Annotated in this window: 21 protein-coding genes and 1 pseudogene; 8 read left to right on the top strand and 14 right to left on the bottom strand. The window is 58.9% G+C overall.

Translation table 11 applies throughout. From position 1 onward, the window contains the following. Nucleotides 1–133: pseudogene (locus M3N55_RS14815) on the top strand (IS3 family transposase); the annotation flags it as partial. 7 nt (nt 134–140) lie between these two features. On the opposite strand, the gene M3N55_RS14810 reads toward M3N55_RS14815, so the two are convergent. From M3N55_RS14810 to M3N55_RS14790, 5 genes are all read right to left on the bottom strand, one after another. Continuing rightward, entirely contained in the window at nt 141–560 is a 420-nt protein-coding gene (locus tag M3N55_RS14810; protein ID WP_249060525.1) for a trypsin-like serine protease, read from the bottom strand. Nucleotides 561–624: 64 nt separating this feature from the next. After that, the gene (locus tag M3N55_RS14805) at nt 625–939 is read right to left on the bottom strand and encodes a hypothetical protein (RefSeq protein ID WP_249060522.1); all 315 of its coding nucleotides are present in this window, start codon (nt 937–939) and stop codon (nt 625–627) included. A gap of 9 nt (nt 940–948) precedes the next feature. Further along, nucleotides 949–1,125: a hypothetical protein gene (locus M3N55_RS14800; protein ID WP_249060519.1), complete on the bottom strand. Its 177-nt coding sequence runs from the start codon at nt 1,123–1,125 to the stop codon at nt 949–951. Between the two features lie 535 nt (nt 1,126–1,660). Further along, on the bottom strand, nt 1,661–2,314 hold the full coding sequence (locus M3N55_RS14795) for a cation:proton antiporter (RefSeq protein ID WP_346429279.1): 654 nt from the start codon (nt 2,312–2,314) through the stop codon (nt 1,661–1,663). A gap of 247 nt (nt 2,315–2,561) precedes the next feature. Next, the gene (locus M3N55_RS14790) at nt 2,562–2,846 is read right to left on the bottom strand and encodes a cation:proton antiporter domain-containing protein (protein ID WP_249060513.1); all 285 of its coding nucleotides are present in this window, start codon (nt 2,844–2,846) and stop codon (nt 2,562–2,564) included. A 366-nt stretch (nt 2,847–3,212) separates the two neighbouring features. Between M3N55_RS14790 and M3N55_RS14785 the strand changes: the two genes are divergently transcribed. From M3N55_RS14785 to M3N55_RS14775, 3 genes are all read left to right on the top strand, one after another. Continuing rightward, nucleotides 3,213–4,499, top strand: coding sequence for a flavin monoamine oxidase family protein (locus M3N55_RS14785; protein ID WP_249060508.1), 1,287 nt, complete (start codon nt 3,213–3,215; stop codon nt 4,497–4,499). Between the two features lie 288 nt (nt 4,500–4,787). Beyond that, on the top strand, nt 4,788–5,753 hold the full coding sequence (locus M3N55_RS14780; protein ID WP_249060506.1) for an efflux RND transporter periplasmic adaptor subunit: 966 nt from the start codon (nt 4,788–4,790) through the stop codon (nt 5,751–5,753). Beyond that, nucleotides 5,750–8,938 carry an efflux RND transporter permease subunit gene (locus tag M3N55_RS14775; protein WP_249060505.1) on the top strand — a complete coding sequence of 1,063 codons (3,189 nt, stop codon included), beginning with the start codon at nt 5,750–5,752 and terminating at the stop codon, nt 8,936–8,938. The genes M3N55_RS14780 and M3N55_RS14775 overlap by 4 nt, the downstream gene beginning before the upstream one ends. Nucleotides 8,939–9,154: 216 nt before the next feature. Here the strand turns inward: M3N55_RS14775 and M3N55_RS14770 are convergent, their stop codons facing one another. After that, nucleotides 9,155–9,361 carry a cold-shock protein gene (locus M3N55_RS14770; RefSeq protein ID WP_249060502.1) on the bottom strand — a complete coding sequence of 69 codons (207 nt, stop codon included), beginning with the start codon at nt 9,359–9,361 and terminating at the stop codon, nt 9,155–9,157. A gap of 355 nt (nt 9,362–9,716) precedes the next feature. On the opposite strand from M3N55_RS14770, the gene M3N55_RS14765 reads away from it, so the two are divergent. Then, nucleotides 9,717–9,926: a hypothetical protein gene (locus M3N55_RS14765; protein ID WP_249060499.1), complete on the top strand. Its 210-nt coding sequence runs from the start codon at nt 9,717–9,719 to the stop codon at nt 9,924–9,926. A gap of 48 nt (nt 9,927–9,974) precedes the next feature. Here the strand turns inward: M3N55_RS14765 and M3N55_RS14760 are convergent, their stop codons facing one another. The 6 genes from M3N55_RS14760 to M3N55_RS14735 all read right to left on the bottom strand — a co-directional run bounded on the left by M3N55_RS14760 (nt 9,975) and on the right by M3N55_RS14735 (nt 16,603). After that, complete coding sequence (locus tag M3N55_RS14760; RefSeq protein ID WP_249060496.1) at nt 9,975–10,664, bottom strand: FCD domain-containing protein; 690 nt, start codon at nt 10,662–10,664, stop codon at nt 9,975–9,977. A gap of 157 nt (nt 10,665–10,821) precedes the next feature. Further along, nucleotides 10,822–11,895 carry an isocitrate/isopropylmalate dehydrogenase family protein gene (locus tag M3N55_RS14755; RefSeq protein ID WP_249060494.1) on the bottom strand — a complete coding sequence of 358 codons (1,074 nt, stop codon included), beginning with the start codon at nt 11,893–11,895 and terminating at the stop codon, nt 10,822–10,824. After that, a complete protein-coding gene (locus M3N55_RS14750) occupies nt 11,892–13,277 on the bottom strand; it encodes an MmgE/PrpD family protein (protein WP_249060493.1) in 1,386 nt (461 codons plus the stop codon). Before M3N55_RS14750 ends, M3N55_RS14755 begins: the two co-directional genes overlap by 4 nt. Nucleotides 13,278–13,294: 17 nt before the next feature. Further along, nucleotides 13,295–14,086, bottom strand: a complete 792-nt coding sequence (locus tag M3N55_RS14745; RefSeq protein ID WP_249060490.1) for an SDR family oxidoreductase — start codon at nt 14,084–14,086, stop codon at nt 13,295–13,297. Continuing rightward, nucleotides 14,076–15,152 (bottom strand): AbrB family transcriptional regulator, encoded by a 1,077-nt coding sequence (locus M3N55_RS14740; RefSeq protein ID WP_249060487.1) that lies wholly within the window; start codon nt 15,150–15,152, stop codon nt 14,076–14,078. Before M3N55_RS14740 ends, M3N55_RS14745 begins: the two co-directional genes overlap by 11 nt. 14 nt (nt 15,153–15,166) lie before the next feature. Continuing rightward, the gene (locus tag M3N55_RS14735) at nt 15,167–16,603 is read right to left on the bottom strand and encodes an MmgE/PrpD family protein (protein ID WP_249060485.1); all 1,437 of its coding nucleotides are present in this window, start codon (nt 16,601–16,603) and stop codon (nt 15,167–15,169) included. Nucleotides 16,604–17,022: 419 nt separating this feature from the next. On the opposite strand from M3N55_RS14735, the gene M3N55_RS14730 reads away from it, so the two are divergent. The 3 genes from M3N55_RS14730 (at nt 17,023) to M3N55_RS14720 (ending at nt 20,111) form a co-directional block, all read left to right on the top strand. Further along, nucleotides 17,023–18,021 (top strand): Bug family tripartite tricarboxylate transporter substrate binding protein, encoded by a 999-nt coding sequence (locus M3N55_RS14730; protein WP_249060481.1) that lies wholly within the window; start codon nt 17,023–17,025, stop codon nt 18,019–18,021. 71 nt (nt 18,022–18,092) lie between these two features. Continuing rightward, on the top strand, nt 18,093–18,584 hold the full coding sequence (locus M3N55_RS14725; RefSeq protein WP_249060466.1) for a tripartite tricarboxylate transporter TctB family protein: 492 nt from the start codon (nt 18,093–18,095) through the stop codon (nt 18,582–18,584). A gap of 9 nt (nt 18,585–18,593) precedes the next feature. Beyond that, nucleotides 18,594–20,111 (top strand): tripartite tricarboxylate transporter permease, encoded by a 1,518-nt coding sequence (locus tag M3N55_RS14720; RefSeq protein WP_249060463.1) that lies wholly within the window; start codon nt 18,594–18,596, stop codon nt 20,109–20,111. Between the two features lie 88 nt (nt 20,112–20,199). Here M3N55_RS14720 and M3N55_RS14715 read toward each other — a convergent pair whose 3' ends face one another. After that, on the bottom strand, nt 20,200–21,771 hold the full coding sequence (locus M3N55_RS14715) for a rhodanese-like domain-containing protein (RefSeq protein ID WP_249060462.1): 1,572 nt from the start codon (nt 21,769–21,771) through the stop codon (nt 20,200–20,202). Beyond that, nucleotides 21,768–22,709, bottom strand: a complete 942-nt coding sequence (locus tag M3N55_RS14710; protein WP_249060459.1) for an alpha/beta fold hydrolase — start codon at nt 22,707–22,709, stop codon at nt 21,768–21,770. Before M3N55_RS14710 ends, M3N55_RS14715 begins: the two co-directional genes overlap by 4 nt. Nucleotides 22,710–22,824: the final 115 nt, after the last annotated feature.

The following is a 22,824-nucleotide window of genomic DNA, read 5'->3' as shown; positions in this document are numbered from 1 at the left end:
GGAAATGGCTACCCTCGGCTGGGTCGACTGGTTCAACAACCGGCGCCTGCTTGGCCCCATCGGAAACATCCCGCCAGCAGAGGCTGAAGAGAACTTCTATGCACAGCACGACGTGCTCGATATGGTCGCGTGAAATGAAGCTATAGGTCTCCGGTGAAACCGGGGCGATTCACTGTGGCGTCGGCCCCTAGTTTCAAAAGCATGGCATCAAGGCGCGCGGTGCCAAGCAAAACGGGCGCGAAGCGAACCTCCACAACGCACAGTCTGGCCCCGAAGCTGCCGTCGCTTTGTATATTGACGCCCCCAAATACCGACGCTTCACCTTTGGAAATGCCCTTGAACATGGGTTTGCAGTGCAACGCGGTCAGCACCCAATCGGGGGCAACCAGCGCACCACCACAGCCGTTGAGTTCCTGTCCGCCATGACTGGGGAAGGGGCTGATGACACGAATGGACACGAAAGAGCGGAAATCGGAAACGTCAGCGGGCAACCCGTTGATGATCGACGAAGACGGTGTTGGCCAGAACAGCAAGAGCATGGGTAGGAGCAGGTTTCGCATTGACAGTTCCCCCTCGCGACCTTTTCCAACAACCGCCCGCCCCGATTGCGGGCCACGCTGGGGATTAATCCGCCCAGATCAGCAGATGTGCGGCGTTGTCTTTGGTCAATTGCGCGCGCAGCACGTCGCCCGCCGCGCAAAAGCCGTCCGGATTACATGCAGCGACGGCCATATTACCCCCGGCGGACATCGAATAGCCCGACATCTCAATGGTCACGAGTATGTTGCTGGATTGGGGGTGCTCGGTTTTCGCGGACATGCTGTAAAGCGGGCCCAAGATGCCGCCCATTACCGCAGTGTATCGCACCGGATCAAGATTGAAGCCGTCGCAGGTCATGGACAGGGCTTTCATCTTGGCAATCAGGCTGAGCAGAAACACATCCTCTGCCTACATCAAGCCCTCATATTCGACGAAATAGTCAAAGACATGCGCCGTGACGGCGATGTTCATCCGGGCCTCTGGTGTGGCACTGGCAAGTTCGACCGGTGTATCGGTCTGGCCCGTGGCCGCCGTCGTTATCAGGGCCATGCAGATTGCGGGGGCAAGCGTTCGGGCGAGGGGCATGAGTAAGCTCCAGATTTCAAAGCGCGCGCTGCGTCGATCGCAGGTCGTGACCAGCCATAAATGCGTTGGGTCCAGCGATGCGACAGGCGACCGTCTGCACAGCACTGGCGTGGCTTGGGCAGACAGACAATGCCCTCACTGTGCGAAAAGGGTTTGCCGTAGCGTGCCTCATCCCAGTCTGAGCCGCTATTGAAGCCTTGACCCCCGTTTCTATCTGGCAGCCGGCCAATGGCATGAAGAAGATGGCTGCGAAGGATGTTTTGAACGTCATTTCGGAAACTCCTTATTGAATGGTGTCCCGTCTATAGCGATCATCGTCATGTTTACTGATTGACTGCGCTTTATGACGAGTCAACGAAATTTAACCGAAGCGGGCCTATCAGCCTGACTTGGAGTCATTGAAAACACCTATTGGGTGTGCGGGATGAAATCTGCTTTCCCCTGTGGCTGAGCAGAAGAGCCCGGCGCAAATGCGGGCGTTTGGCCGTATTTACCTTGCTGACGAGACGCGAAAGGCGACACGCAACCGCAAGTGTCAAGATTGTCCGGCTGCGCGGTCCCGGATCACGATACTTGCAAGGGCAGGGAATACCATGAGGGTAATCACCGCCGCCAACACAAGCGACGCGCTGCACCAGTCTGGCATTTCTCCCCGCTCCACCGCGATGGCAGCAATCTCTACGACCAAGGGCAGTTGGGTGCCCGAATGCAGGGCCAGCGCGAACCTCTGGCGCATGGACAGAATATTCCGGTAAAGCCACAACACCGGCAGCCAACGCGCCCCCAACATCATCAAGACAAAGACCGGCACCAGCGCAAGCGCCATTGGTGAGTGCACCATGGAGGCGATGTCCAGCTTCATCCCGGACGTGACGAAGAATATCGGGATCAAAAAGCCGTATCCGACAGCAGAAAGCCGCGTCATCAGATCGTGATGCAGATCCGCAGGCATAAGCGCGCGCAGGACTGCTCCAGCCACAAATGCCCCAAGCACCAGATCAAGACCAAGATGTTGCCCTGCAAGGGCGAAGCTGACAGCAAGGAAAACCGCCAGCCGAACCGGAAACTGCCCGGCGCTTGCCATTGTATCGCGGAGCACGGGCGGCAAGCGCAAATGTCGGATGCGCCCTGCCAGCAAAATGGCCCCCAAGGCAGTAATCGCAAAGGTAACGAGCACGACGCTTTGCACTCCAAAACCCGCCACACCCCAGCCAGAACAAGCGATAAGGCAACAAGGGGAAAGGCCTCTCCTGCTGCTCCAGAGGCCAGAACATACGGGCCATAAGGTGGCGCAAGCAAACCTTGATCCTTGAGAACGGGCATCAGCGCGCCGATTGCTGTGGTGGAAATCGCGATTGCGACGAAAGCCGCGGCCGGCAATATCCCAGGTGCATGGCCAGCAAACGCAAGCACAACCGCAAGACCGAGAGAGGCAACTACCCCTTGATCGCAAGTCGAGTGGGGGCGCCGCGCACTTCTTGTGGATTTATTGCGAAACCGGCAATGAGGAACAGAACCGCCAGCCCCAGTTCTGCTATCATGTCATGCGTCACGCTGGGTGCCGCAAGGTTCAAGCCCTGCGGCCCGATCCGCGCGCCAAACAGGATTTCCAGAAGGACCGCTGGCACGATTGCAATACGCAGAGTAGCGGGCAAAAACGCGGCCAGCGCAGCCACTCCCATCAAAGCGATTGCCGCAAGTGAAAAGGCCTCATGATGCATCGTTTGTCGCATGCGACAGATAGTGTTTATACTTTATTTCCGGCTCAATTCACCTGACCCATCAACGCCTTCTCAAGGGCTGATGCTTGATTGGCTGCCAAGCACCGCCTCGAATGGCTGGGAAATCGGGCTTTTTCAGTTTGGGCCAATCTGATGGGATGATCAAACAAAGTTTGCGCCGCCACACTGCATCGTATTTTTGCAGAATGCCAATCTTGGCGCAGCAACACAGGCCTGCGGCGTTATTGGTTGGTAGGTTAACTTTCGGCTACACTGCAAAAGTGACTGTGGGGGAATTCAGTTGTGAGCAAATTTCAGGTTAGAAGGCAGGTGCTTGCCGGTCTTTGCGCCACAGGACTATTCGCAGTGAGCGGAAAACCTGTTGATGCACAGCCGCAGCAGCGCATCCTGATTATCGGAGCGGGCTTGGCCGGGCTATCGGCGGCGCGCATCTTGCACGATGCCGGACATGACGTGACCATCCTTGAAGCCCGCGCGCGGATCGGCGGGCGAATTCACACATCCCGCCTGTGGCCCGATGTGCCTATGGATCTGGGCGCCAGCTGGATCCATGGTCAACGCGGCAACCCAGTAACAGCTCTGGCGCATGACGCTGGGGCGCAGCTTGCGCCCACAAGCTACGATGCCGCAATGCTGCTTGGGCCATACGGGGACGCTCTAGACCCTGACCTGCGCCCGGCCGAGCGCATTTTGGCACGCGCGCTTGCAGCCACCGAGGCGCTGGAGCGTGATGTGTCGGTTATAGCAGCGCTGGAGGCGTCAGCCGATTGGCATGCCGCGTCACCCGACATACGGCGTCTGGTGTCGTATCTGGTGAACAGCACGCTGGAACAGGAATATGGCAGTCCTGTGAGCCTTCTGTCCGCATGGTATGGGCAAGAGACACAGAAATTCGCTGGGTCTGATATGCTGTTTCCAGATGGGTTTGACCAGGTCACGGCCCATCTTGCACGCGGGCTGGATATTCGTATGTCTACTGAAGTGACCCAGATTGCGGCGGGGTCGGTGCGCCTTGCCGATGGCAGTCGGATCTCCGCCAGCAAGGTGATCTGCACCTTGCCACTTGGCGTGCTGCGATCGGGGCGGGTGCGGTTTGCACAGCCCCTTGCGCGCGAACGGACGGCGGCAATCGACGGGCTGCGCATGGGTCTTCTGAACAAGTGCTTGTTAAGATTTGAACATGTGCACTGGCCAGATGATGTCGATTGGATTGGCTGGCTTGGGCCGCGCGCCGGATATTGGGCGGAATGGGTGTCGCTTGCGCGCCCCCTTGGCGCGCCAGTTCTGCTGGGACTCAATGCCGCTGATGCAGCAGAAGACGTCGAAATGCTAAACGACCGCGCGACAATCGCCGCCGCGCTTGAGGCGCTGCGCGCCATGTTCGGCGCGCGTTTCCCCGCCCCGACCGCCGCACAGGTAACCCGCTGGGGACAGGATCGGTATGCGCTAGGCAGTTACAGTTTCAACGCTGTCGGCACCAGCCCCAGAACCCGCCACGCGCTTGAGGGGGCAGACTGGGACGGACAAGTTTGGTTCGCGGGTGAAGCCGCATCGTCAGAATATTTCGGGACTGCGCATGGGGCCGTGTTGTCGGGGCGCGAAGCAGCGCGCAGCGTATTGGCGCATCACTGACATGCCCGAGCCTACAATCATTAACCTGCCAAGCGGGCGATGGGCGCATATTGACTGGTTTGAGGATGGCATTTGCCCATGCTGAGCGGCACGCTACCAATGCGACGGGATGGCGCCGCAAGCGCGCCGGCGACCCAAAAAACACAGGCCTTTGACGCTAGCTTCCGAACGGATAGGGTGGTGAAATTCAAGTCTCATGATTGGTGTCCATTGTCTTATTCTAATATATTCCTTATTTAGAATGTGATGCTGCGCGGGATAGGACCGCGATTTTGGATGGAGGCGCACATGAGAATGCAACTGGTAGCCCTGATCGGGTTTTTGGCCGCGGCACCGGTCGCTTTCGCCGATACCCTGACCCTTTCATTGCAGCCTGTGACCGACTGGAAAGCGGTTTATGGCCAGATTGAACCACAGACACGTCTGCCCGCCCGCGCGCGCTTGGGGGGAACTTTGGTCACGCTGGATGTGGCTGAAGGTGACAGGGTGGAGGCTGGTCAGGTTCTGGCCCGTGTGGTCGATGAAAAGCTGGAACTGCGCCTGCGCTCCATTGATGCACAAGAGCAATCGCTGCAATCGCAACTGACCAATGCGCAAAGCGAGTTGGAACGCGCCGAGGCGTTGCTGGAACGCGGCGTGACCACCGCGCAGCGTCTGGACGCGCTTCGAACGCAAGTGGATGTGCTTCGCGGGCAGATAGAGGCCAATCGCGCCGAGCGTTCGGTCGTCGAGCAACAGGCCAGCGAGGGCGAGGTGCTGGCCCCGATCGCGGGCTTGGTGCTGACCGTCCCCGCGGCTGCCGGAGCCGTGGTGATGCCGGGCGAGGCCGTGGCAACGCTGGGAGGTGGCGGGTTCTTTCTGCGCCTTGCCATTCCCGAACGCCATGCCCGCGCTTTGTCCGAGGGGGACGAGATCGCGATTGACGGTGCAGGTGACAGTGCGACAGGCCGCATTGCCCGCATCTACCCGCAGATTGATGATGGCCGTGTCAGTGCAGATGTATCGGTTGACGGGCTGAGCGATGCGTTTGTCGCCGCCCGCGTTTTGGTCCGGCTGGCCGTGGGCAGCCGCAGCGCGCTTTTGGTGCCGCAAGGCGCCATCACCACGCGCGCCGGGCTGGACTTTGTGACGGTAGATGCCCCGCAACAGGTCGAGCGGGTTGTGATGCTGGGGCAACTGCACGAATTGGACGGCACGGTGATGCGCGAGGTTTTGTCTGGTCTGTCCGCTGGTGACACGGTGGTCTTGAAATGAGCAGCGAGCAACAATCGCTGGGCATTGCCGGCAACCTGACCAAAGGGTTCATCCGCTCGCCCCTCACCCCGCTTATCATGCTGGCCGCCCTTGCAATGGGGCTGATCGCGCTGATGGTCGTCCCGCGTGAAGAAGAGCCGCAAATTTCGGTTCCGATGGTGAATATCCTGATGCAGGCGCCCGGTTTGAAGGCCGAGGATGCCGCGAGGCTGGTCTCTGAACCGATGGAAACCATCCTTCAGGCCATCGACGATGTCGAACATGTCTACTCTCAGACAATGGATGACAGCGCGGTCATCACCGCCCGGTTCAAGGTTGGCACCTCATCCGATGCCGCCATTCTAAGGGTGCATGAAAAAATCCGCGCGAATATGGACCGGATTCCGGTTGGCATTCCCGAACCGCTGATTATCGGGCGTGGGATTGATGATGTGGCCATCGTTACTTTAACCCTGACGGGGCAGGATGGCGCCGAGGTCAGCGCCAATGCTCTGACGCGTCTGGCGCGCGAAATGCGCGCCGATCTGTCCAAGGTTTCAGATGTCGGTCTGAGCTATATCGTTGGCGAAGCGTCAGAGGCGATCCGCATCGCGCCTGACCCCGAACGCATGGCCCTTTATGGCGTTACGTTGCAGCAACTGGCGGGCAAGGTGCAATCGGCCAACCGCACCATGGCTGCGGGCAGGCTGCGTGACGGCGGCCAACAGATCGGGCTTGTGGCAGGTCAAAGCCTGACAGCCCCTGCCGAAATTGCAGGTCTGCTGTTGACCACACGCGACAATCGCCCGGTCTATGTGGGCGATGTGACGACAATAGAATTCGTGCCGGACATGTCTGATCGGATCGTGGCGCATATCGACCGTGCCGCAGATGGCACCGTGACGCGCAGCCCTGCCGTGACGCTGGCCTTTGCCAAGCGGGCGGGCTCGAACGCGGTTGTTGTGGCTGACAATATTCTGGATCGCACCGCCGCGCTGCAACAGACCTTGATCCCCGATAGTGTGGCGGTCGAGATCACCCGCAACTACGGCGAAACCGCGCAGAAAAAGGCCGATACGCTGCTGGTCAAATTGTTTCTGGCGACGCTCTCGATCATCTTGTTGACGCTGGTGGCGATTGGCTGGCGCGAAAGCATCGTTGTCGCTGTGGTCATTCCGGTCACGATCCTGCTGACGCTGTTTGCTGCATGGATCATGGGGTACACGCTTAACCGTGTGTCGCTTTTTGCATTGATCTTCTCTATCGGTATCCTTGTTGATGATGCCATCGTGGTGATTGAGAATATCGCGCGCCATTGGGGTATGAAAGATGGGCGCGACCGCGTGACACGCGCCATCGATGCCGTGGCCGAGGTCGGCAACCCCACCATCGTGGCGACGCTTACGGTGGTTGCAGCGCTTATGCCGATGTTGTTCGTCTCTGGCCTGATGGGGCCATATATGAGCCCGATACCGGCTGTGGCCTCTGCGGCGATGATTATCTCATTTTTTATCGCGGTCATGGTCACGCCGTGGCTGATGGTCAAGATCGCGGGCAATGCACCGATGCATGGCCATGATGCAAGCGATGGCGGCTTTCTGGGCCGGACCTTCACACGTGTAGCGACCCCCATTCTGGCTACCAAGACCCGCAGCATGAGCTTTCTGCTGATAACGGCGCTGCTGTCTTTTGGCTCGCTCGGGTTGCTTTACACGCAGCATGTGACGGTCAAACTGCTGCCCTTCGACAACAAGCAGGAATTGGCTGTGGTCATTGACATGCCCGAAGGCACGGCGGTGGAAACCACGGATGGCGTGGTGCAATCGGTGGCGCGTATCGCAATGGACCTGCCCGAAGTGCTGAGCGTGCAGACCTATGCAGGCACCGCAGCCCCCTTCAACTTCAACGGGCTGGTGCGCCACTATTTCCTGCGCGCTGATCCGCATATGGGCGATGTGCAGATCAACCTGTCCAAGGATGGCGACCGCGCCAGTCATGACATCGCGCTGGACCTGCGCGGCCGTTTGCAGGCGCTGGATCTGCCTCAGGGTGCCAGCCTGAAAACGGTAGAGCCGCCACCCGGACCGCCCGTCATGGCCACGCTGCTTGCAGAGGTGTACGGCCCCACGCCAGAGGCCCGCCGCGACACGGCCCGCAAACTGCGGCAAGCCTTCGAGAGTGTTGATTTCATCGTCGATGTGGATGACAGTTTCGGCACCCCGCCGCGCCGCTTGCGGGCGCTGATCTCGCCCGACGATCTGGAGTTCTTCGCGGTGCAGGAAAGCGATGTGTTCGACACGATCGGCATCCTGAACGGCGAAACCGTGGTGGGCTATTCTCACCGTGAAGACGGCCGCCGCCCGATCCCGATCACCGTGGCACGCGCCCTGTCCGACCGGGTGATGGATGAGCGCTTTCTCTCCACGCCGATCCCCGCCAACGTCCTGCCGGGCGCGCGCGGGGTGGTCGAGTTGGGCGATGTGGTGCGGATCGAAGAAGAGGTGATGTCCTATCCCGTGTTCCGCCGCAATGGCCGCCCGGCTGAAATGGTGATGGCCGAACTGGCCGGTCGTTTCGAGGCGCCTTTGTATGGCATTGTCGAAGTGGGGAAAGCCCTGGATGAGATGGACTGGGCCGAGGGTGAGAAACCCTTGATCTTGCTGAACGGGCAACCCATTGACGACAGCCGTCCCACGATTCTGTGGGAAGGCGAATGGCAGGTCACATGGGTGACTTTCCGCGACATGGGCGCGGCCTTCGGCGTGGCGCTGCTGGGGATCTATGTGCTGGTTGTGGCGCAGTTCGGGTCGTTCCGCGTGCCGTTGGTGGTGCTGACACCTGTTCCGCTGACCTTTCTGGGGATCATGTTTGGCCATTGGCTGTGGGGCGCGCCGTTTTCGGCCACCTCGATGATCGGGTTCATCGCATTGGCGGGGATTATCGTGCGCAACTCAATTCTGCTGGTGGATTTCATCCGTCATACCGACCCTGCGGATAAAGACCCGGTGGACATTCTACTCGAGGCCGGAGCGATCCGGTTCAAGCCAATCCTTCTTACGGCGCTGGCCGCGATGTTCGGGGCCACGGTCATCCTTGCCGATCCGATCTTTCAGGGGCTGGCTTTGTCGTTGTTATTCGGCTTGCTCACGTCAACCATGCTGACAGTTCTGGTGATCCCGGCCATTTACCGTGTGTTCAAGACGTAAAGAACCGGCTGGCGGAGATCGTCACCGCTGTATCGCGGTGCTCCGGGCGTCTGTCGTGATGCGCTATCATTTTCAGGTAGATAGCGGATTTCAGATTTGGCGATGTAAATCGCAAAACGCTGTTGACTGAAGCGCGCCGCAGTCAGGCCGAATTAAAAAAGCAGGGGCGACTTTCGTCACCCCTGCTTTTTTCGCGGTTAGCGTTGACCCAAAAGGTCAGGCAAGTGCGAGGTTCGTTGCGGATTCGCGGCCATTGCGGTCGCTTTCCATGTCGAACGTCACGGCCTGGCCATCATCCAACTGGCGGATGCCGGCGCGTTCCAGCGCGCTCACATGGACGAATACGTCCTTGGAGCCCTGCTCAGGAGCGATAAAGCCGAAGCCTTTTGTTGCGTTAAACCATTTCACGGTGCCATTAGCCATCGTGTTGTCTCCTCAGAAAATTCCACCCGCATCATTGCGGTGGCTCGGCTCAGTGTCGTCAGGGTCGCACCTGAAGCCGTAAGGAGACAGAATATCGAATGAAGAAGCTATGCCCGTTCCCTCTACACAATGCCGCGACAGATAGCAAGGCGCCATTGATAATCGCGCCCAGGGTCGGCGCGATCGACCCAGTCGCGTCGATGCAGGCGATTTTCTTGCCGGGAACAGTGCACCCCATATCGCGGCCTTGAACCTGAAGGCGTGCCATGACGATTTTGCAACTGCGGTATGTTCAATTCGCACTTGCAGCATTTTGCGTTTTTCCGCATGAGAGGGGCATATAGCGGAGAATAGCATGTCCTTGATTAGCGTCCTGACACAATTTGCCGACCGGCTTGATGACGTGATAAATGCTGCGCGCCTGACCAATGGCGCCAACAGCTTGTCGTACGAACGCGTGGCGCGCGCGCGTCAAATGATGCTTGCGTCACCCGTCACCACCGGCAACGCCATGACCGCCAGAACCGGTGCGTGCGTTGCGATGGGCACGCGGCAGTCAGTCTGAGTTTTGCCTGTGGTCCAGCGCCGCTGGGGCGCTGGTTGCAAGCCAGGTTCAGGTCAGACCCGCTTCTTCAAGGGAAGACCGAAACCGCAGTTTCGCCCTTGCGACGTGGCGAAAGAAGGTTTCCTGCGCGCGTTGGTTGTTGCCTGACGCAGCCGCGTCAATCATCTCTGCATGCTCGCGGTTCGAAATTGTCAGCGCACCGGAATTGACCAGACCGCGCATGCGGCACAGATGCAGCCTGTCCACAAAGCTATGGTATTCCCGCACAAGCATCTTGTTGCCCGCTGACCGCACCAGATAATCGTGGAATTCCAGATTGGTGCGATAATAATCAGAATATTGCTGCGCCTGCGCAAGCCTGTCCATATCTTCGACATAGTCATATAGCTTCTTGAGGATGGCGTCGTCGATACGGTCTGTCAGCAAGCGTCCGGCAAGCCCGAAAAGCGCGGCACGCACGTCATAAAGCTCAAAGGCTTCGACGGGTGTTATGGTGCGGACGAACACACCGCGATTGCGCACGGCCTCTGCCAGACCTCTGGCGCACAGGTTCTGCATTGCTTCGCGGATCGGTCCGCGGCTGGTGCCGAAACGCTTGGACAATTCCAGTTCGTTCAGCTTGTCGCCGGGCTTTAGTTCGCCATCTAGGATCAGCTTCTCTAGCTTGCGCTGTAGCAGAACCGACAGTGAAAACTGCGCGCTGCTTCGTTCCAAACCCACATCGTCACTGTTGGTCATGTCTCGGTCTACGTCCAACATTCCCTCCAGATATTCACAGCGCATCTAAAGTTACCACAAGCACTTGTAAAAAATCCAGTGTCAAGGCCCAGAGCCGCCTTGCACCCTTGCCGCGTGCGCTGGCACCCCGCAAGGGTGCAATGGCATCGTGCCGAGCCTATTCCAATGCCTCCAGAATGGATTGTACCATGCCGTCTTGTGTTGCGTGGCCGCGAATGTCGGGTGTGCGCGTGGCGGCATTGCCCAGCGCATGATCGGTCGCGTTGCGCATCCGTTGTGCCATGTCTACCGCTTCTGGTGCGTTGCGCTGGCGTCCCAGCCAGTCAAACAGCATCCGCGTGGATTCAATCATGGCATATGGGTTCGCGATGCCCTTTCCGGCAATGTCGGGCGCTGAACCATGCGTGGCTTGCGCCATCGCAACGGACCCGCGCCCAATGCACAGGCCCGGTGCCATTCCAAGCCCACCGACCAACCCGGCGGCTTCATCCGTCAGGATGTCACCGAACATGTTGGTGGTCACGATCACATCAAAACTTTGCGGATCGCGCACCAGCCGCATCGCCATGGTATCGACAATCACCTCGTCAACCGTGACATCGGGATACTCTGCCGCCACCTGGTAGGCCGCTTCGACAAACATGCCGCAGCCCAGTTTGAACACCGTGTTTTTGTGCACCAGTGTCAGACGCTTGCTGCGTGCGCGCGCCAATTCCAGCGCCGCACGCACCACCTTTTGTGACCCCTCGCGAGAGATCACCCGGACAGAGATGGACAGGTCGGGGTTTGGCCGAAATTCGCCCGACCCCATGAACACGTTGCGGTCAGGCTGAAAGCCCTCATTGTTCTCGCGCACAATGACAAGGTCGATGTCGTCATATATGCAGCCTATCCCCTGATACGACCGGGTTGGGCGCACATTGGCGAACAGGTCAAAATGTTTGCGCAAGATGGGATGGGGATTGATCGCTTCCGGCACATTGGGATAATCGCGATGCCCGATTGGTCCAAGTATCCAGCCGTCGAGTTGTGACAGGGTTTCCAGTGTTCCTGACGGCATTGTGCTGCCGTGGGTGTCAAGTGCTGTGCGCCCGATGGGAAGGTCCACCCAGTCTATGGGCTGCCCCGCCGCGCGTGCTGCGGCCTTCGCAATGCGCACCGAAGCGGGGACGATTTCGTGACCGATATCGTCCCCGTTCAGAACGCCAATTTTCAGGGTTCTTGTGCTCATTTTGCAGCGTCTTGCCCTGCTGCCGACAGGCGCGTGACATCTGCCACATCATCCAGCTTGGCCGTTGTCCATGACAGGTCCAGCAATGCTTGTGCCGATGCTTGCCCAATCACAAGCGATGCCTGATCCAGGAACTTCGTGTTCAGCTGCTCGTTTGACAGTGGCACATCACGGCTGCCGATTGCACGTTCGACATGTTTGCGCAGAGTGCTGCCGTCGCGGAAAGTTATATCAATGGTAACAGAGGCTTCGTGGCAATCGGGGTCCGCTGTTGCGTCAATCCGGTCACGCAGGTTCGTGATTTCGGGCAGGTTGACAATTTCGTCCGTGAACGCTGTTGGTGCCCCGTCGCCCCGCAGCAAAGCGCAGGCCGCCGAGTGGAACACGCTGAACTTGCCTTCCAGCCCGGTCGAGGGCGTGCGCTTGCCGGTCAGCTCCAGAACCAGCGGGTGTGTTGTCAGATGGACCTTCTCAATCTCGGTGACACGATCGCCGATCTCTGCGCGCACCTGCTGGCAGCCGTCAATTGTGGGATGGATGACAATCCCGCAGGCAAAGGGTTTGTAGCTGTTCAGCGCCGCTTCCCAATGCGTGCCCAGACCGTCCAGGATTTCGCTCCAATCCTGCTTGTCGGACATGACGGTGGCAAAGCCGCGTGGCGCTTCCAGCGCGCGTTCGGAACTGTCGAAACCGGCCTCTGCCAACAAAGCGGCGGTCAGACCATTCTGGGCAGAACGACCGGGATGAAAGCTCTTGGTCATGGTGCCGAACATTTCGCGCAGGCCAGCCGATTGAGACGCCGCAAGACCCAACGCCCAACGCATCTGTTGCACATTCAGGCCAATCATCTTGCCCACGGCGGCCGCTGCCCCGAAAACGCCTGCGGTTCCCGTTATATGCCAGCCGCGATCATAATGGTGCGGATAAACGGAATTGCCGATCCGGCATTCGACCTCTACCCCGATGATAAGGGCGGTCAAGAAATCCTCGCCGGAAACCGGGCGCGCTTCTGCCAGCGCCAGCAACGCCGAGGCCACTGGCCCGGCAGGGTGGATGATAGTTTTCAGATGGGTGTCGTCATAGTCCAGCACATGGCTGGTAATGCCATTAATCAGCGCCGCGTGCAGCGTGTCTATCCGCTCTGGCCGGCCAAGGATGGTGGCGGTCTTGCCGCCGCTGAACGGCATCAGCGCGCGCAGGGCGCAGTCTACGGTTTCATGGCGGGCGCCGCCAACGGCACAGCCAACCCAGTTGACAAAGGTGCGCAAGCCCTCTTGCCGGACCTCTGCAGGAATATCCGCGCCGTTCAGACCGACAATCCATTCGGCAAGCTGGTTGGTCACATCGGGGGTGCCGGATGGCGTAGCGTGATGTTCACTCATTGTTTTAATTCCTTGTTTCAGAGCAGCCCGCGGGCGATTCCGCCATCCACGTTCACGGCCTGGCCTGTGACGTAGCTGGCGCAGGGGCTGGCAAGCCAGATCACCATGCGGGCGATTTCAACCGCTTCGCCGAAACGGCCCAGCGGAATGTCTTTGGAAAAGTCCGACAACACTTCGTCGCGGGTGCGGCCTTCGTCGGTGGCCAGCTTGTCGGCACGGTTTGTCCAAAGCGGTGTCAGAGTCCGGCCCGGTGCAACAAGGTTCACGCGAATTCCGTCCGCCGCAAGCTCTGCGGCCAGTGTCTTGTTCAGACCCAGCAGCCCTGCCTTGTGCACGTTCGACACAACCTGATGCGCATACGGCATCTTGGATGCGGCGGCACCAAGCATCACGATGGCAGGGGCTGACCCTTCGCCCAACATGGGCAGAAAGGCGCGGATGGTGCGCACGGTGGACAGCACGTTGAACGTGTAGTTGCCCAACCACTGTTCATCCGTCAGGTCGGCAAAGCCCGATCGTATGCTGCCACCTACCGCAGTGACCAGCACATCCAGCCCGCCCCAAGCCTGCAAGACCGCATCGGCAATCGTTTGTGCCGCGTTTTCTTCGGTTACATCGGCCACAATCGTCAGGGGCGCGTGGCCGGTTTCAGCTTCAATCTGGGCCGCGGCCTTTTCGATATTCTCCGCAGAGCGAGAGACAATCGCCACGCGCGCGCCCTCTGCTGCGGCCAGTTTGGCAGAGGCCAGCCCAATGCCGTAGCTGCCTCCGACGATCAGAACGCGGCGGTTTTCGTATTCAAGGTTCATTGGAGAATCTCCCTAGTTTGAGGTAGATGCGGTAGACCCACAGGAGTGTGGTGGACACGACCAGAATCCGCATCACGTGAAAGGTTGCGATGATCTCGGCGTCGAGATTCATAAATTTGGCAATCAGGACCATCTCTGCCACCGATGCCGGTACCAAAGACAGAAAGGCGGTCAAGAAACTCAGCTCCGACACAGAACTGAGCATTGCCGCCCCCAACAGCGCGGCTCCGATCAAGAACAGCCCCGTTGCGACACCAGAGGCGGTGACACGCGGCAGCGCCGAAAGAAGCTCGCGTTTGAACTGGCAGCCCAGCCAGACCCCCAGCACCACTTGCGCCGCTGCAATTAGCCAGAAGGGCACCACAATCATGTCCAATCCGGCAACGGCCAGCAAAGCGCCACCCAGAATTGGCCCAATGAACCAAGGGTTGGGCAACGCCGTTGGCTTGAGCGCCCGCGCCACAAGATAGGCAAAAACAAACCCACCCATCAGCGCGAGCAGGTTAACGTCTTGCACGACCGCGATGTGGTCGGGCCTTTCGGCTACCCCAAGTGCGACCAGTGGCGCGATGGCGACAACCAGCGAAACGCGCAGCGCATGCACCACCGCAACAGATGTGGGCGCGCCACCATAGCTCTGGGCGACATGCGCCATATCCGCCACGCCGCCTGCGGCAGTGGCAAAGAACGCGGTCACAGGATCAACACCCGCCAGTTTTCGGAACAGAAGCGCCGCAAGCGTTGTGGCAACCAGAAGGTAGATCGCCGCGCCGATCATTTGGGGCAGTAGCGCAAAGGTCGCAGCGATGACCGGTGCCGTGAAGCGAAGCCCTATCACCAGCCCGATAGAGACCTGCGCCAGTTCGCGACCATGCGGCACAAGCGGGGCCGAAACCCCGCCCACAGATAACAGCGCAAAGACCACGAACGGCCCGATCATCCAGGGTAGCGGCACCCCCAGAAAGGTGGCACCATACCCGACCAGCGCCGCGAAAGCGTAGCTTGGGGCCAACCAGACCCAAGACGGTCGCTGCCGCGCGCTTATGTCGGGGATAGGGCGAACCACCTTCGATGCCAGACTTAGCGCCGGGTCAGGGCCATCAGCCCCGCGATGTTGGGCAAGCGGTCGAGTTCGGCCACCATCGCAACAATCTCGTCAGCTTTGACCTTGTCCCATTTGGCAAATTCGGCACAGCCATGAAACTTGTCCGCAACCTCTGCATAGGTCATGGGGTTCGCAGGGCTGCCCTTGCCGAAATCGGCCATGCCACTAACTGTGCGGCCATCCTTCAGTTCGATATCAAGGTAGGTTGTCATCAGGTGATAGCCTGCCGCTTCGGCGCGGTCGTCCACCACAAAATCAACCTTGGCCATCATTTCTTTCACATCGGGTCGCATCACCGTTTCGTCGGTGAATTCAGGCAGGCCCGCGCGCCCTTCCAGAAGCAGAATGGCCATGCAGAACTCCATCGAGAACTTGGCCTGCAATTCGTTGCGCGGATTATGATGGATCAGGGCGTTTGGCATGTTGGAATTGGTGCCAACCCGGACGCGCACAACATCGGCCGATGTGATGCCATGTTCCTGGATCAGTCGCAGCATTTCGGTCATGCCGGGATGGGTGAGCGACCCGGATGGATGCGGCTTTATGGACACGCCAGGGTCAGCGAAGGTCCAGGGCTTGCCAAGCTTGCCATGAATCGCGTCGGTGTCATACCCGCCGCCTGCCGCTTGGAAAAATCCGCGCGGCGCTTCAAGAATGTTGCCCGCTGCGGTCCAGCCATATGCCGCAAACTGCGCCGCAACAACGCCGCTTTCCGAAGACCGGCCCGCGTGGAACGGTTTGGTCATGGTGCCGAAATTCTCGCGTAGCCCGGCGGATTGGCTGCCGGCGATCGACAGCGCACGCTGAAGTGTCTCTATATCCTGACCCATCAGCCGCCCTGCGGCTGCCGCAGCGGCGAAGGTGCCACAGGTTGCGGTGGCATGAAACCCGTGCTGGTAGTGGCGCGGATTTATCGCTTCAGCGATTTTGCACTCGACCTCGACACCAATGTGATAGGCCAGCATCATCTCTGCGCCGGTGGCGCCACGATCTTCGCTCAGGGCCAGCGCGGCGGGCAGAGCGGGGGCGGTCGGGTGCGTCAGCAGGCCATAGACCCGGTCCTTGGCAACAGCCAGCTGGGTGTCGTCAAAGTCATCCGCATGAATGCCGACGCCATTGCAGAAAGCGGCAAAGCGGGGCGGCACTTTCATGTCAGACCCGATGACCGTCGCGCTGCCGGACGGCGCGCCAATATCTGCCATCTGGCGACGGCACATCTCTCCGGATGCGGCGACCGAGCCAGACAGCGCAAGCCCGATCCCGTCAAGGATGGATTTCTTGCCGTTTTCGACCACCACATCGCCAAGGTCGGACAGGTTTGTGTCATGCACGAACTGCGCGACTTCCTCTGTCAGGCCCGAATCATAGCTTGCTCCGGCGGCACCCCGGTTTTCCGTGACGGTCTTGTTCATGGCATTCCTCCTGTAAAATCGCTGAGTGGCGCGAACAGGCGTGCGCCTGTTCACTGTTGCCGACAACATGACCAACACAGCGCATGATTGTCAACAATATGCGTGATGGCTATGTGCAAGAAAAGTTGGGGAGTGCTGTCGACTGATAGTGTGGATATAACAAGAATGTTCAAAAAATAGCTATTTAGCGCGTATTATTGTCGTTATGGCCAAGCTGCGGCCATCCTGTCTGGGTTTGGATGGCTTGCAGAGTCATCGGGAATATCGTTAAGAAAATATGATTCAAATCTATTTTGTTGACAATCGTTAAGCAGCCTATATCGTCCTGTGCATTGGCCGATCCGGGCGCGAACTGTGAAAAAAGGTCCAGGGAAACTCACCAACAGGCCATGCAAGATAATCTGGAGGAGGAAAGAACCATGACTATCAAGTATAACCGGCGGAGCTTGCTGAAGCTGACAGGGGGCACCCTTGCAGCTGCATCGGTGGCGTCACCGTCCATCCTATTTGCACAAGACAGCTACCCGTCGCGTCCGATCAATGTTGTCGTTCCTTTTGACACGGGCGGCTATAATGACCGTCTGGCCCGCGCCTTTGCACCGTTTCTGTCGCAACGCCTTGGCCAGCCGCTGAACATCATCAACCGTGGTGGCGCTGGTGCGCTGTTGGGGCATTCCTATTTCCTTCAGCAGCCAGATGATGGTTACACGCTGCTTTGCACCTCGGCTGCACCGTTTCTGCCCCTGAACGTGCTGACGCAGAATGCTCCGTTTGCGGTGACAGATTTCCACATGATGAACCTGCCGTCGCGTGATTACACCATGATGGCGACCAGCACAGAATCGGGCATCACATCGATCGAAGACGTCATCAACCAACTGAAAGCAGACCCTCGGTCGCTGACAATTGGTATCCAGCCTGCATCGGCTGATCTGGTCAACCTTATGCTTCTGGCCGATACGGTCGGCATTTCGCGCGATGAGTTGCGCCTTGTGACCTATGATGGTGGCGGCCCTGCACGCAACGCAGTGGCTGGCAATGTGGTGGATATTGCGCTTGTCGGCGGTCAGGGCTTCTTGCCACTGGCAGATAAGATCGTTCCACTGCTGATCTTTGACGATGCGCCGCGCGACAACTGGGGCAGCGCGATCGTAACCGAAGTGGCACCTGGGGCAGATTTCGTGCTTGGCTCGCAGCGCGGCTGGGGCGTTCATGCGTCACTGGTTGAGGGGTCGCCCGAAATTTACCAGACGATCCTGTCTGCGGTTGAAGAGACAAGCAAGGCACCAGAGGTTATTGAGGCGCTTTCCAGTGCGCAACTTGCAACCGACTGGTTCGGGCCGGAAGTATCGAACCGGTCCTTGTTGGCGACTGCTGCTGTCATGGAACAGCATCTGAGCATTCTGCAAGGCTCCTGATTCACACAAAACTCAATGCCACCCCCGTATCGTGGGGTGGCATTTCTTCTATGTCCAAGAGAGGGCGCCGCATGACGAAAACCGGAAAACTTAAAATACAATGGGGTCATCTGGTGTTGCTGGCGATCATCGCTGGTTGGATATTGGCCTATCTGCTGGATGCGCGCGCCACGTCCATGCGCGTGAGCAACCTTTTGCTGGTGCAACCCGTAGCCATATTGGCGCTGATCCTTGTGTTGGTGCTGGTGCCGCAATGCTTCGTTCGCGAACAGCCAAACGACAATACGCTTGCCGCCAACAATCAGGACACGCCACCGGCGAAGGAAACCCCGCTTGAATTGGCGAAGATCGGTATTCTTACCGCAGCCTTTGTCGCGCTTGCATTCCTGATGGAACGTATCGGCTTCGATGTGTCGGTCTTCGCCTTCCTTGTTCTTGGCCTGTATATCTGCGGTGAACGCAACTGGATCGCCAATCTTGCGTTCAGCGCGATCTTCACTGTGGCTCTGATCTACGGCTATGGCGCGATCATCCCATTCCCATTCCCTCTAGCGGTTCTGTGAGGCCCATTCATGATCGATCTCGCCGAACTTAGCGATGCGTTTACAATCCTGTCCTCTTCATGGTCAGCGTGGATTTTCGTGATCCCCGGCCTGCTGTTGGGGCTGTTCTTTGGGTCCATGCCGGGCATTTCGATCACGATGGCCATGGCAATCTTCCTGCCCATGACGCTTTATATGGATTTCCTGCCAGCGATCATCTTTCTGACCTCGATCTATACGGGCGCAGGGTTTGGTGGGTCCGTTCCGGCCATCTTGATGAATATTCCCGGCACATCCTCTGCCGTCGCGACAACCTTTGATGGCTATCCCATGTCGCGGCAAGGTCGCCACAATGAGGCGCTGGGCATCGCGCTGGCCTCGTCTGTCATAGGAACGCTGGTCAGCTACATCCTGCTCATGTTCCTGATCGAACCGGTTTCGGGCATCGTGCTGAAGATGGGCCCGTTAGAGCTGTTCTTTGTTGCGATATGGGGCCTGATGCTGCTTGGTTCTCTGGCCGGAGAGTCCATTGCGCGTGGGCTGCTGGCGGGGACATTCGGCTTGTTGCTGGGCACGGTCGGCATGAACTCTGCCGGATACATTCGCGGCACTATGGATATTCCGTGGCTGCTCGATGGTGTCCCGACCATCCCTGCGATGATGGGCCTGCTTGCCGCAAGTCAACTTCTGAACCTTGTGAATACCAAACACCTGATCGAAGACGAAGATTTGCGCAGGATCTCCATGCGCAAGATCACGGGCGGATTTCGTGAAGCATTCCAGCACAAGACGATCATTGGACGTGGGGCACTTATCGGGGTGGTGATCGGTTCGATCCCCGGTGTTGGTTCGTCAATTTCGAACCTGCTGTCTTATTCGGAAGCCCGCCGCAATGCGCCGGATGGTGACACTTTCGGCAAAGGCAACCCAAAGGGCGTGATTGCCGCCGAAAGTGCCAACTCGTCTTCCGAAGGGGGGGCTATGGCGACAATGCTGGCGCTTGGTATTCCCGGCGGTGGGGCAACGGCAATCCTGCTGGCCGCCTTTGCGATGCACAATGTGGTCGGTGGCCCCAGCTTTATCGCCAATAACAAAGACGTTGTTTATGCGATCATCATGTCGAATTTTGCACAGGCGCTGCTGTTGCTGGGCGTGGGGCTGGGGTTTGTCTACATTGCCAGCTACATTGTCAGGGTGCCGATGCGGTATCTTATCCCCAGTGTTCTGGTGGTGGCGCTGTTTGGGTCTTATGCGATCAATGGCACTGCGTCTGGCCCGATCACGCTGGCGGTTTTCTCGGTCATCGGTTGGGGAATGGTGCGCTACAACTATCCGGTGGCAGCCGCTGTTGTGGGGCTTATTCTGGGCAATCTTGTCGAAGGTAACCTGTTGCGGACCTACCAGATTAGCGGGGGCGAACTGGCCTATGCGTTAGAACGTCCGGGCGCGTTGCTTATTCTGGCTTTAATGGTGGTGTCCTTCGGATTGTCTGCATTTTCCAAAATGCGGCGCAAGCGCAAGGCAGGTGTGCAGATGGGCGCAAGCTGAGCGCGTCTGTGCTGACCCGAGTATCATTCCATGAAAAAGGCCCGGAACTTCCGGGCCTTTTTGCTATGAATACTGCTCCGGCTGGATCTCACGGTGCGATCAGATGGTATTCTTCACGCTCGGCCTTGCTCAATTGCGCGACAAGGCCGGTTTCCCATTCCAGATAGCGGCGTGAGGCATCAAGGTTCCCATCATGGCGGTCATGCACAAAGAACAGATGGTCAATGCAGCGTTCATCAGCCGGGATGTCGGGGCTTGACACAAGGGGCGCGCCTGCTTGCACCAGCGCGTCCATGCCGCCTGCAACCGCCATGACGCGGGCATGCCCGGCCTTGTGCAGGTCTTGCGCCACCCAAGCGGTTTGGGTCATGTCATCGGCCAGCAACAACACCAATCGGTCCTCATGCCCGGAGAGTGCCGCAGCCAAACCGGGCCGACAGGCCCAGATTGCCTGGGCGACATGAGCCTTGCGGAACGCCATGGAGCCGCGCAAGTCCACCAGCACCGCACCGTCCGCAAGTGCCTGAAGCGCATCCTGCGCGGTCAGTGTTGGCAAGGACGGCGGCTGCGTGTCCGGGGCTGGGTTTGGCAGGGCAGACCGATCCGCCGTCAAGCGCAGCACGAACACGTCATAGCCCAGTTGTTTCAACCAGAACCCAGCCAGCGCCGAGCGAAGCCCGGTATCACAACACAACACCACGCGCGACCGAAGGGCGCCGATCCATTGATCTGTGGCCTGCGTGACCTGCCCGCTGGGTGCATGCACTGCGCCCGGAACAGGGTCATTTTCCGCTTCCAACGCCGAGCGCGTATCAAACAGGTAGCTCGTCCGCCCCTGATCGCGCAAAAGGGCGGCGGCTTCCTCGATCGTGACCTCTGTCAGACCAAATTGGGCGATAATCCGATCTGCCGCTTGCCGCGATGCGTTTGCGGCGGCGGCGTCGAGCGAAGGGAAGGGGGCGGCCGTGGCGCCGCGCTCCAGTGTTTCGCCTGCCAGCGCCCAGCCTTGGGTTCCGTTTTCCAAAGCCATGACCGGCCCGCCATACCCCGCTATCCGCATCCCGATTGCGCCGACAATGCCGCGCGTGCGGCCTGCACAGGTAATAACCAGTGGCGCTTGCTCCAGAACGCCCAGGCTTGCGGCACGATGGGCCAACTCTGCGTTCGGCAAACAGACAGACCCCGGAACCCGCATCTTCTGATATTCCGCCGGCGGGCGCGCGTCAAAGAAGCTGAAATCTTGCTTGGCATTGGCCCATTGCGCCAGTTCCTGCGGGGTAATCATGTTCGGGTGCCAAAGTTCTTCCGCCAACTCTCCCAGCGTTTTCGATGGCACATTGACCCCTTTATACACACCCAAGCCTGCTGCGGCCCAACCGGGCATTCCGCCCGCGATTATGTGCAGGTTTGTGTAGCCCAACGCCGCAAGGCATTGCGCCGCACGCGTGGAAATGTCGTCACCGGCATCCAGCAGCAGGACAGGCACATCGCGGCGAGGAACCAATTTTTGAACGCGGCTCTCGAGCACGGAAAAGGGCAGGGGGATTGCAAACAGCGGATGCGCCTCGCCAAATTGTCCAGCCTCGCGCACGTCCAGAAACGCTACCTCGCCACCGGCATGAAACAGGTTCGAGGCCTCTTGTGGTGTTACGACCTTCATGGCTCGCCCCCGAAATCTGGTTCCTGACCGGAAAAGAACTGCCAAAATGCCCTGTAGACAATGTCTGGCCGATGTTCTGCCGGGTAATGCCCGGTCGGGATTGCCGCGCCGCGCACATTGTCAGCCCATTCGCCCCAGGCTTCCAGCGGCTTGAAATGGCGCCCGCAATGGCTGTTGCTGCCCCATAAAACCATCACCGGGCAGTTAATCTTGCGGTTCGCGGCATGGTCGCTTTTGTCCATCTCGAAATCCAGCGTGACCGTGGCGCGGTAATCCTCGCAGACCGCATGAATTTGGTCGCGTGTGGTGCAGCGGATGTATTCTGCCATCGCCTCTGGTGTGAAAATCTCTAGGCCGACATTCTTCTTGTTCAGCTTGTAGCGGATGTAATATTCCGGGTCAGCCGATAGCAGGTCTTCGGGAAACGGCGCTTTTTGTGCCATGAAAAACCAGTGATAGGCTTCCAGCCCCCAACCAAGGCTGACCTGAGAGAGCACATTGTAGGTCGGCACAATATCGAGTGCGGCGATCTTGGTAATGCGCTCTGGGGCATCCAGCGCCAAACGAAAGGCAACGCGCGCGCCGCGGTCATGGCCCGCAACCGCAAAGCGGTCAAACCCCAGCGTTGTCATGATCTCCAGAAAATCCTGCGCCATTGCCCGAAAGCTGTAGGCTTCATGCTCTGCGCCGCCGTCAGGCTTGGAACTGTCACCATAGCCGCGCAGATCGGGCGCGATGACCGTAAAGCTCTGGGCAAGCGCAGGCGCGATCTTGTGCCAGCTTACATGGGTCAGCGGATTGCCATGCAGCAATAGCAAAGGCGGCCCGTCCCCGGCGATTGCGACGTTGATCTCTGCGCCAGAGCTGCGCATGCGTTCGTAGCGAAACCCCTCCATCAACCGTGTTGGTTGCGTCAATTCCGGCATCTCGTTCTGCATTGTGGATCTCCTGTATTGTAGACAAACCTGCCCAAGCATCCTTCGCTCCGCAGACTGTGAATTCCCGGCCATATCTTTAAATAAAAGAACAAAAGAAACCGAGTCTCTGTCGTTG

This window comes from Roseinatronobacter domitianus (assembly GCF_023336755.1).
GTDB classification, from domain to species: Bacteria; Pseudomonadota; Alphaproteobacteria; order Rhodobacterales; family Rhodobacteraceae; genus Roseinatronobacter; species Roseinatronobacter domitianus.
This window is presented reverse-complemented; position numbering and strand designations above follow the sequence as displayed.

What these genes read in the sequence shown, in the direction of transcription:
- M3N55_RS14810 (WP_249060525.1), bottom strand. Translation starts at nt 560, where the DNA reads ATGCGAAACCTGCTCCTACCCATGCTCTTGCTGTTCTGGCCAACACCG.
- M3N55_RS14800 (WP_249060519.1), bottom strand. Translation starts at nt 1,125, where the DNA reads ATGCCCCTCGCCCGAACGCTTGCCCCCGCAATCTGCATGGCCCTGATA.
- M3N55_RS14790 (WP_249060513.1), bottom strand. Translation starts at nt 2,846, where the DNA reads ATGCATCATGAGGCCTTTTCACTTGCGGCAATCGCTTTGATGGGAGTG.
- M3N55_RS14780 (WP_249060506.1), top strand. Translation starts at nt 4,788, where the DNA reads ATGAGAATGCAACTGGTAGCCCTGATCGGGTTTTTGGCCGCGGCACCG.
- M3N55_RS14775 (WP_249060505.1), top strand. Translation starts at nt 5,750, where the DNA reads ATGAGCAGCGAGCAACAATCGCTGGGCATTGCCGGCAACCTGACCAAA.
- M3N55_RS14770 (WP_249060502.1), bottom strand. Translation starts at nt 9,361, where the DNA reads ATGGCTAATGGCACCGTGAAATGGTTTAACGCAACAAAAGGCTTCGGC.
- M3N55_RS14765 (WP_249060499.1), top strand. Translation starts at nt 9,717, where the DNA reads ATGTCCTTGATTAGCGTCCTGACACAATTTGCCGACCGGCTTGATGAC.
- M3N55_RS14760 (WP_249060496.1), bottom strand. Translation starts at nt 10,664, where the DNA reads ATGACCAACAGTGACGATGTGGGTTTGGAACGAAGCAGCGCGCAGTTT.
- M3N55_RS14755 (WP_249060494.1), bottom strand. Translation starts at nt 11,895, where the DNA reads ATGAGCACAAGAACCCTGAAAATTGGCGTTCTGAACGGGGACGATATC.
- M3N55_RS14750 (WP_249060493.1), bottom strand. Translation starts at nt 13,277, where the DNA reads ATGAGTGAACATCACGCTACGCCATCCGGCACCCCCGATGTGACCAAC.
- M3N55_RS14745 (WP_249060490.1), bottom strand. Translation starts at nt 14,086, where the DNA reads ATGAACCTTGAATACGAAAACCGCCGCGTTCTGATCGTCGGAGGCAGC.
- M3N55_RS14735 (WP_249060485.1), bottom strand. Translation starts at nt 16,603, where the DNA reads ATGAACAAGACCGTCACGGAAAACCGGGGTGCCGCCGGAGCAAGCTAT.
- M3N55_RS14730 (WP_249060481.1), top strand. Translation starts at nt 17,023, where the DNA reads ATGACTATCAAGTATAACCGGCGGAGCTTGCTGAAGCTGACAGGGGGC.
- M3N55_RS14725 (WP_249060466.1), top strand. Translation starts at nt 18,093, where the DNA reads ATGACGAAAACCGGAAAACTTAAAATACAATGGGGTCATCTGGTGTTG.
- M3N55_RS14720 (WP_249060463.1), top strand. Translation starts at nt 18,594, where the DNA reads ATGATCGATCTCGCCGAACTTAGCGATGCGTTTACAATCCTGTCCTCT.
- M3N55_RS14715 (WP_249060462.1), bottom strand. Translation starts at nt 21,771, where the DNA reads ATGAAGGTCGTAACACCACAAGAGGCCTCGAACCTGTTTCATGCCGGT.
- M3N55_RS14710 (WP_249060459.1), bottom strand. Translation starts at nt 22,709, where the DNA reads ATGCAGAACGAGATGCCGGAATTGACGCAACCAACACGGTTGATGGAG.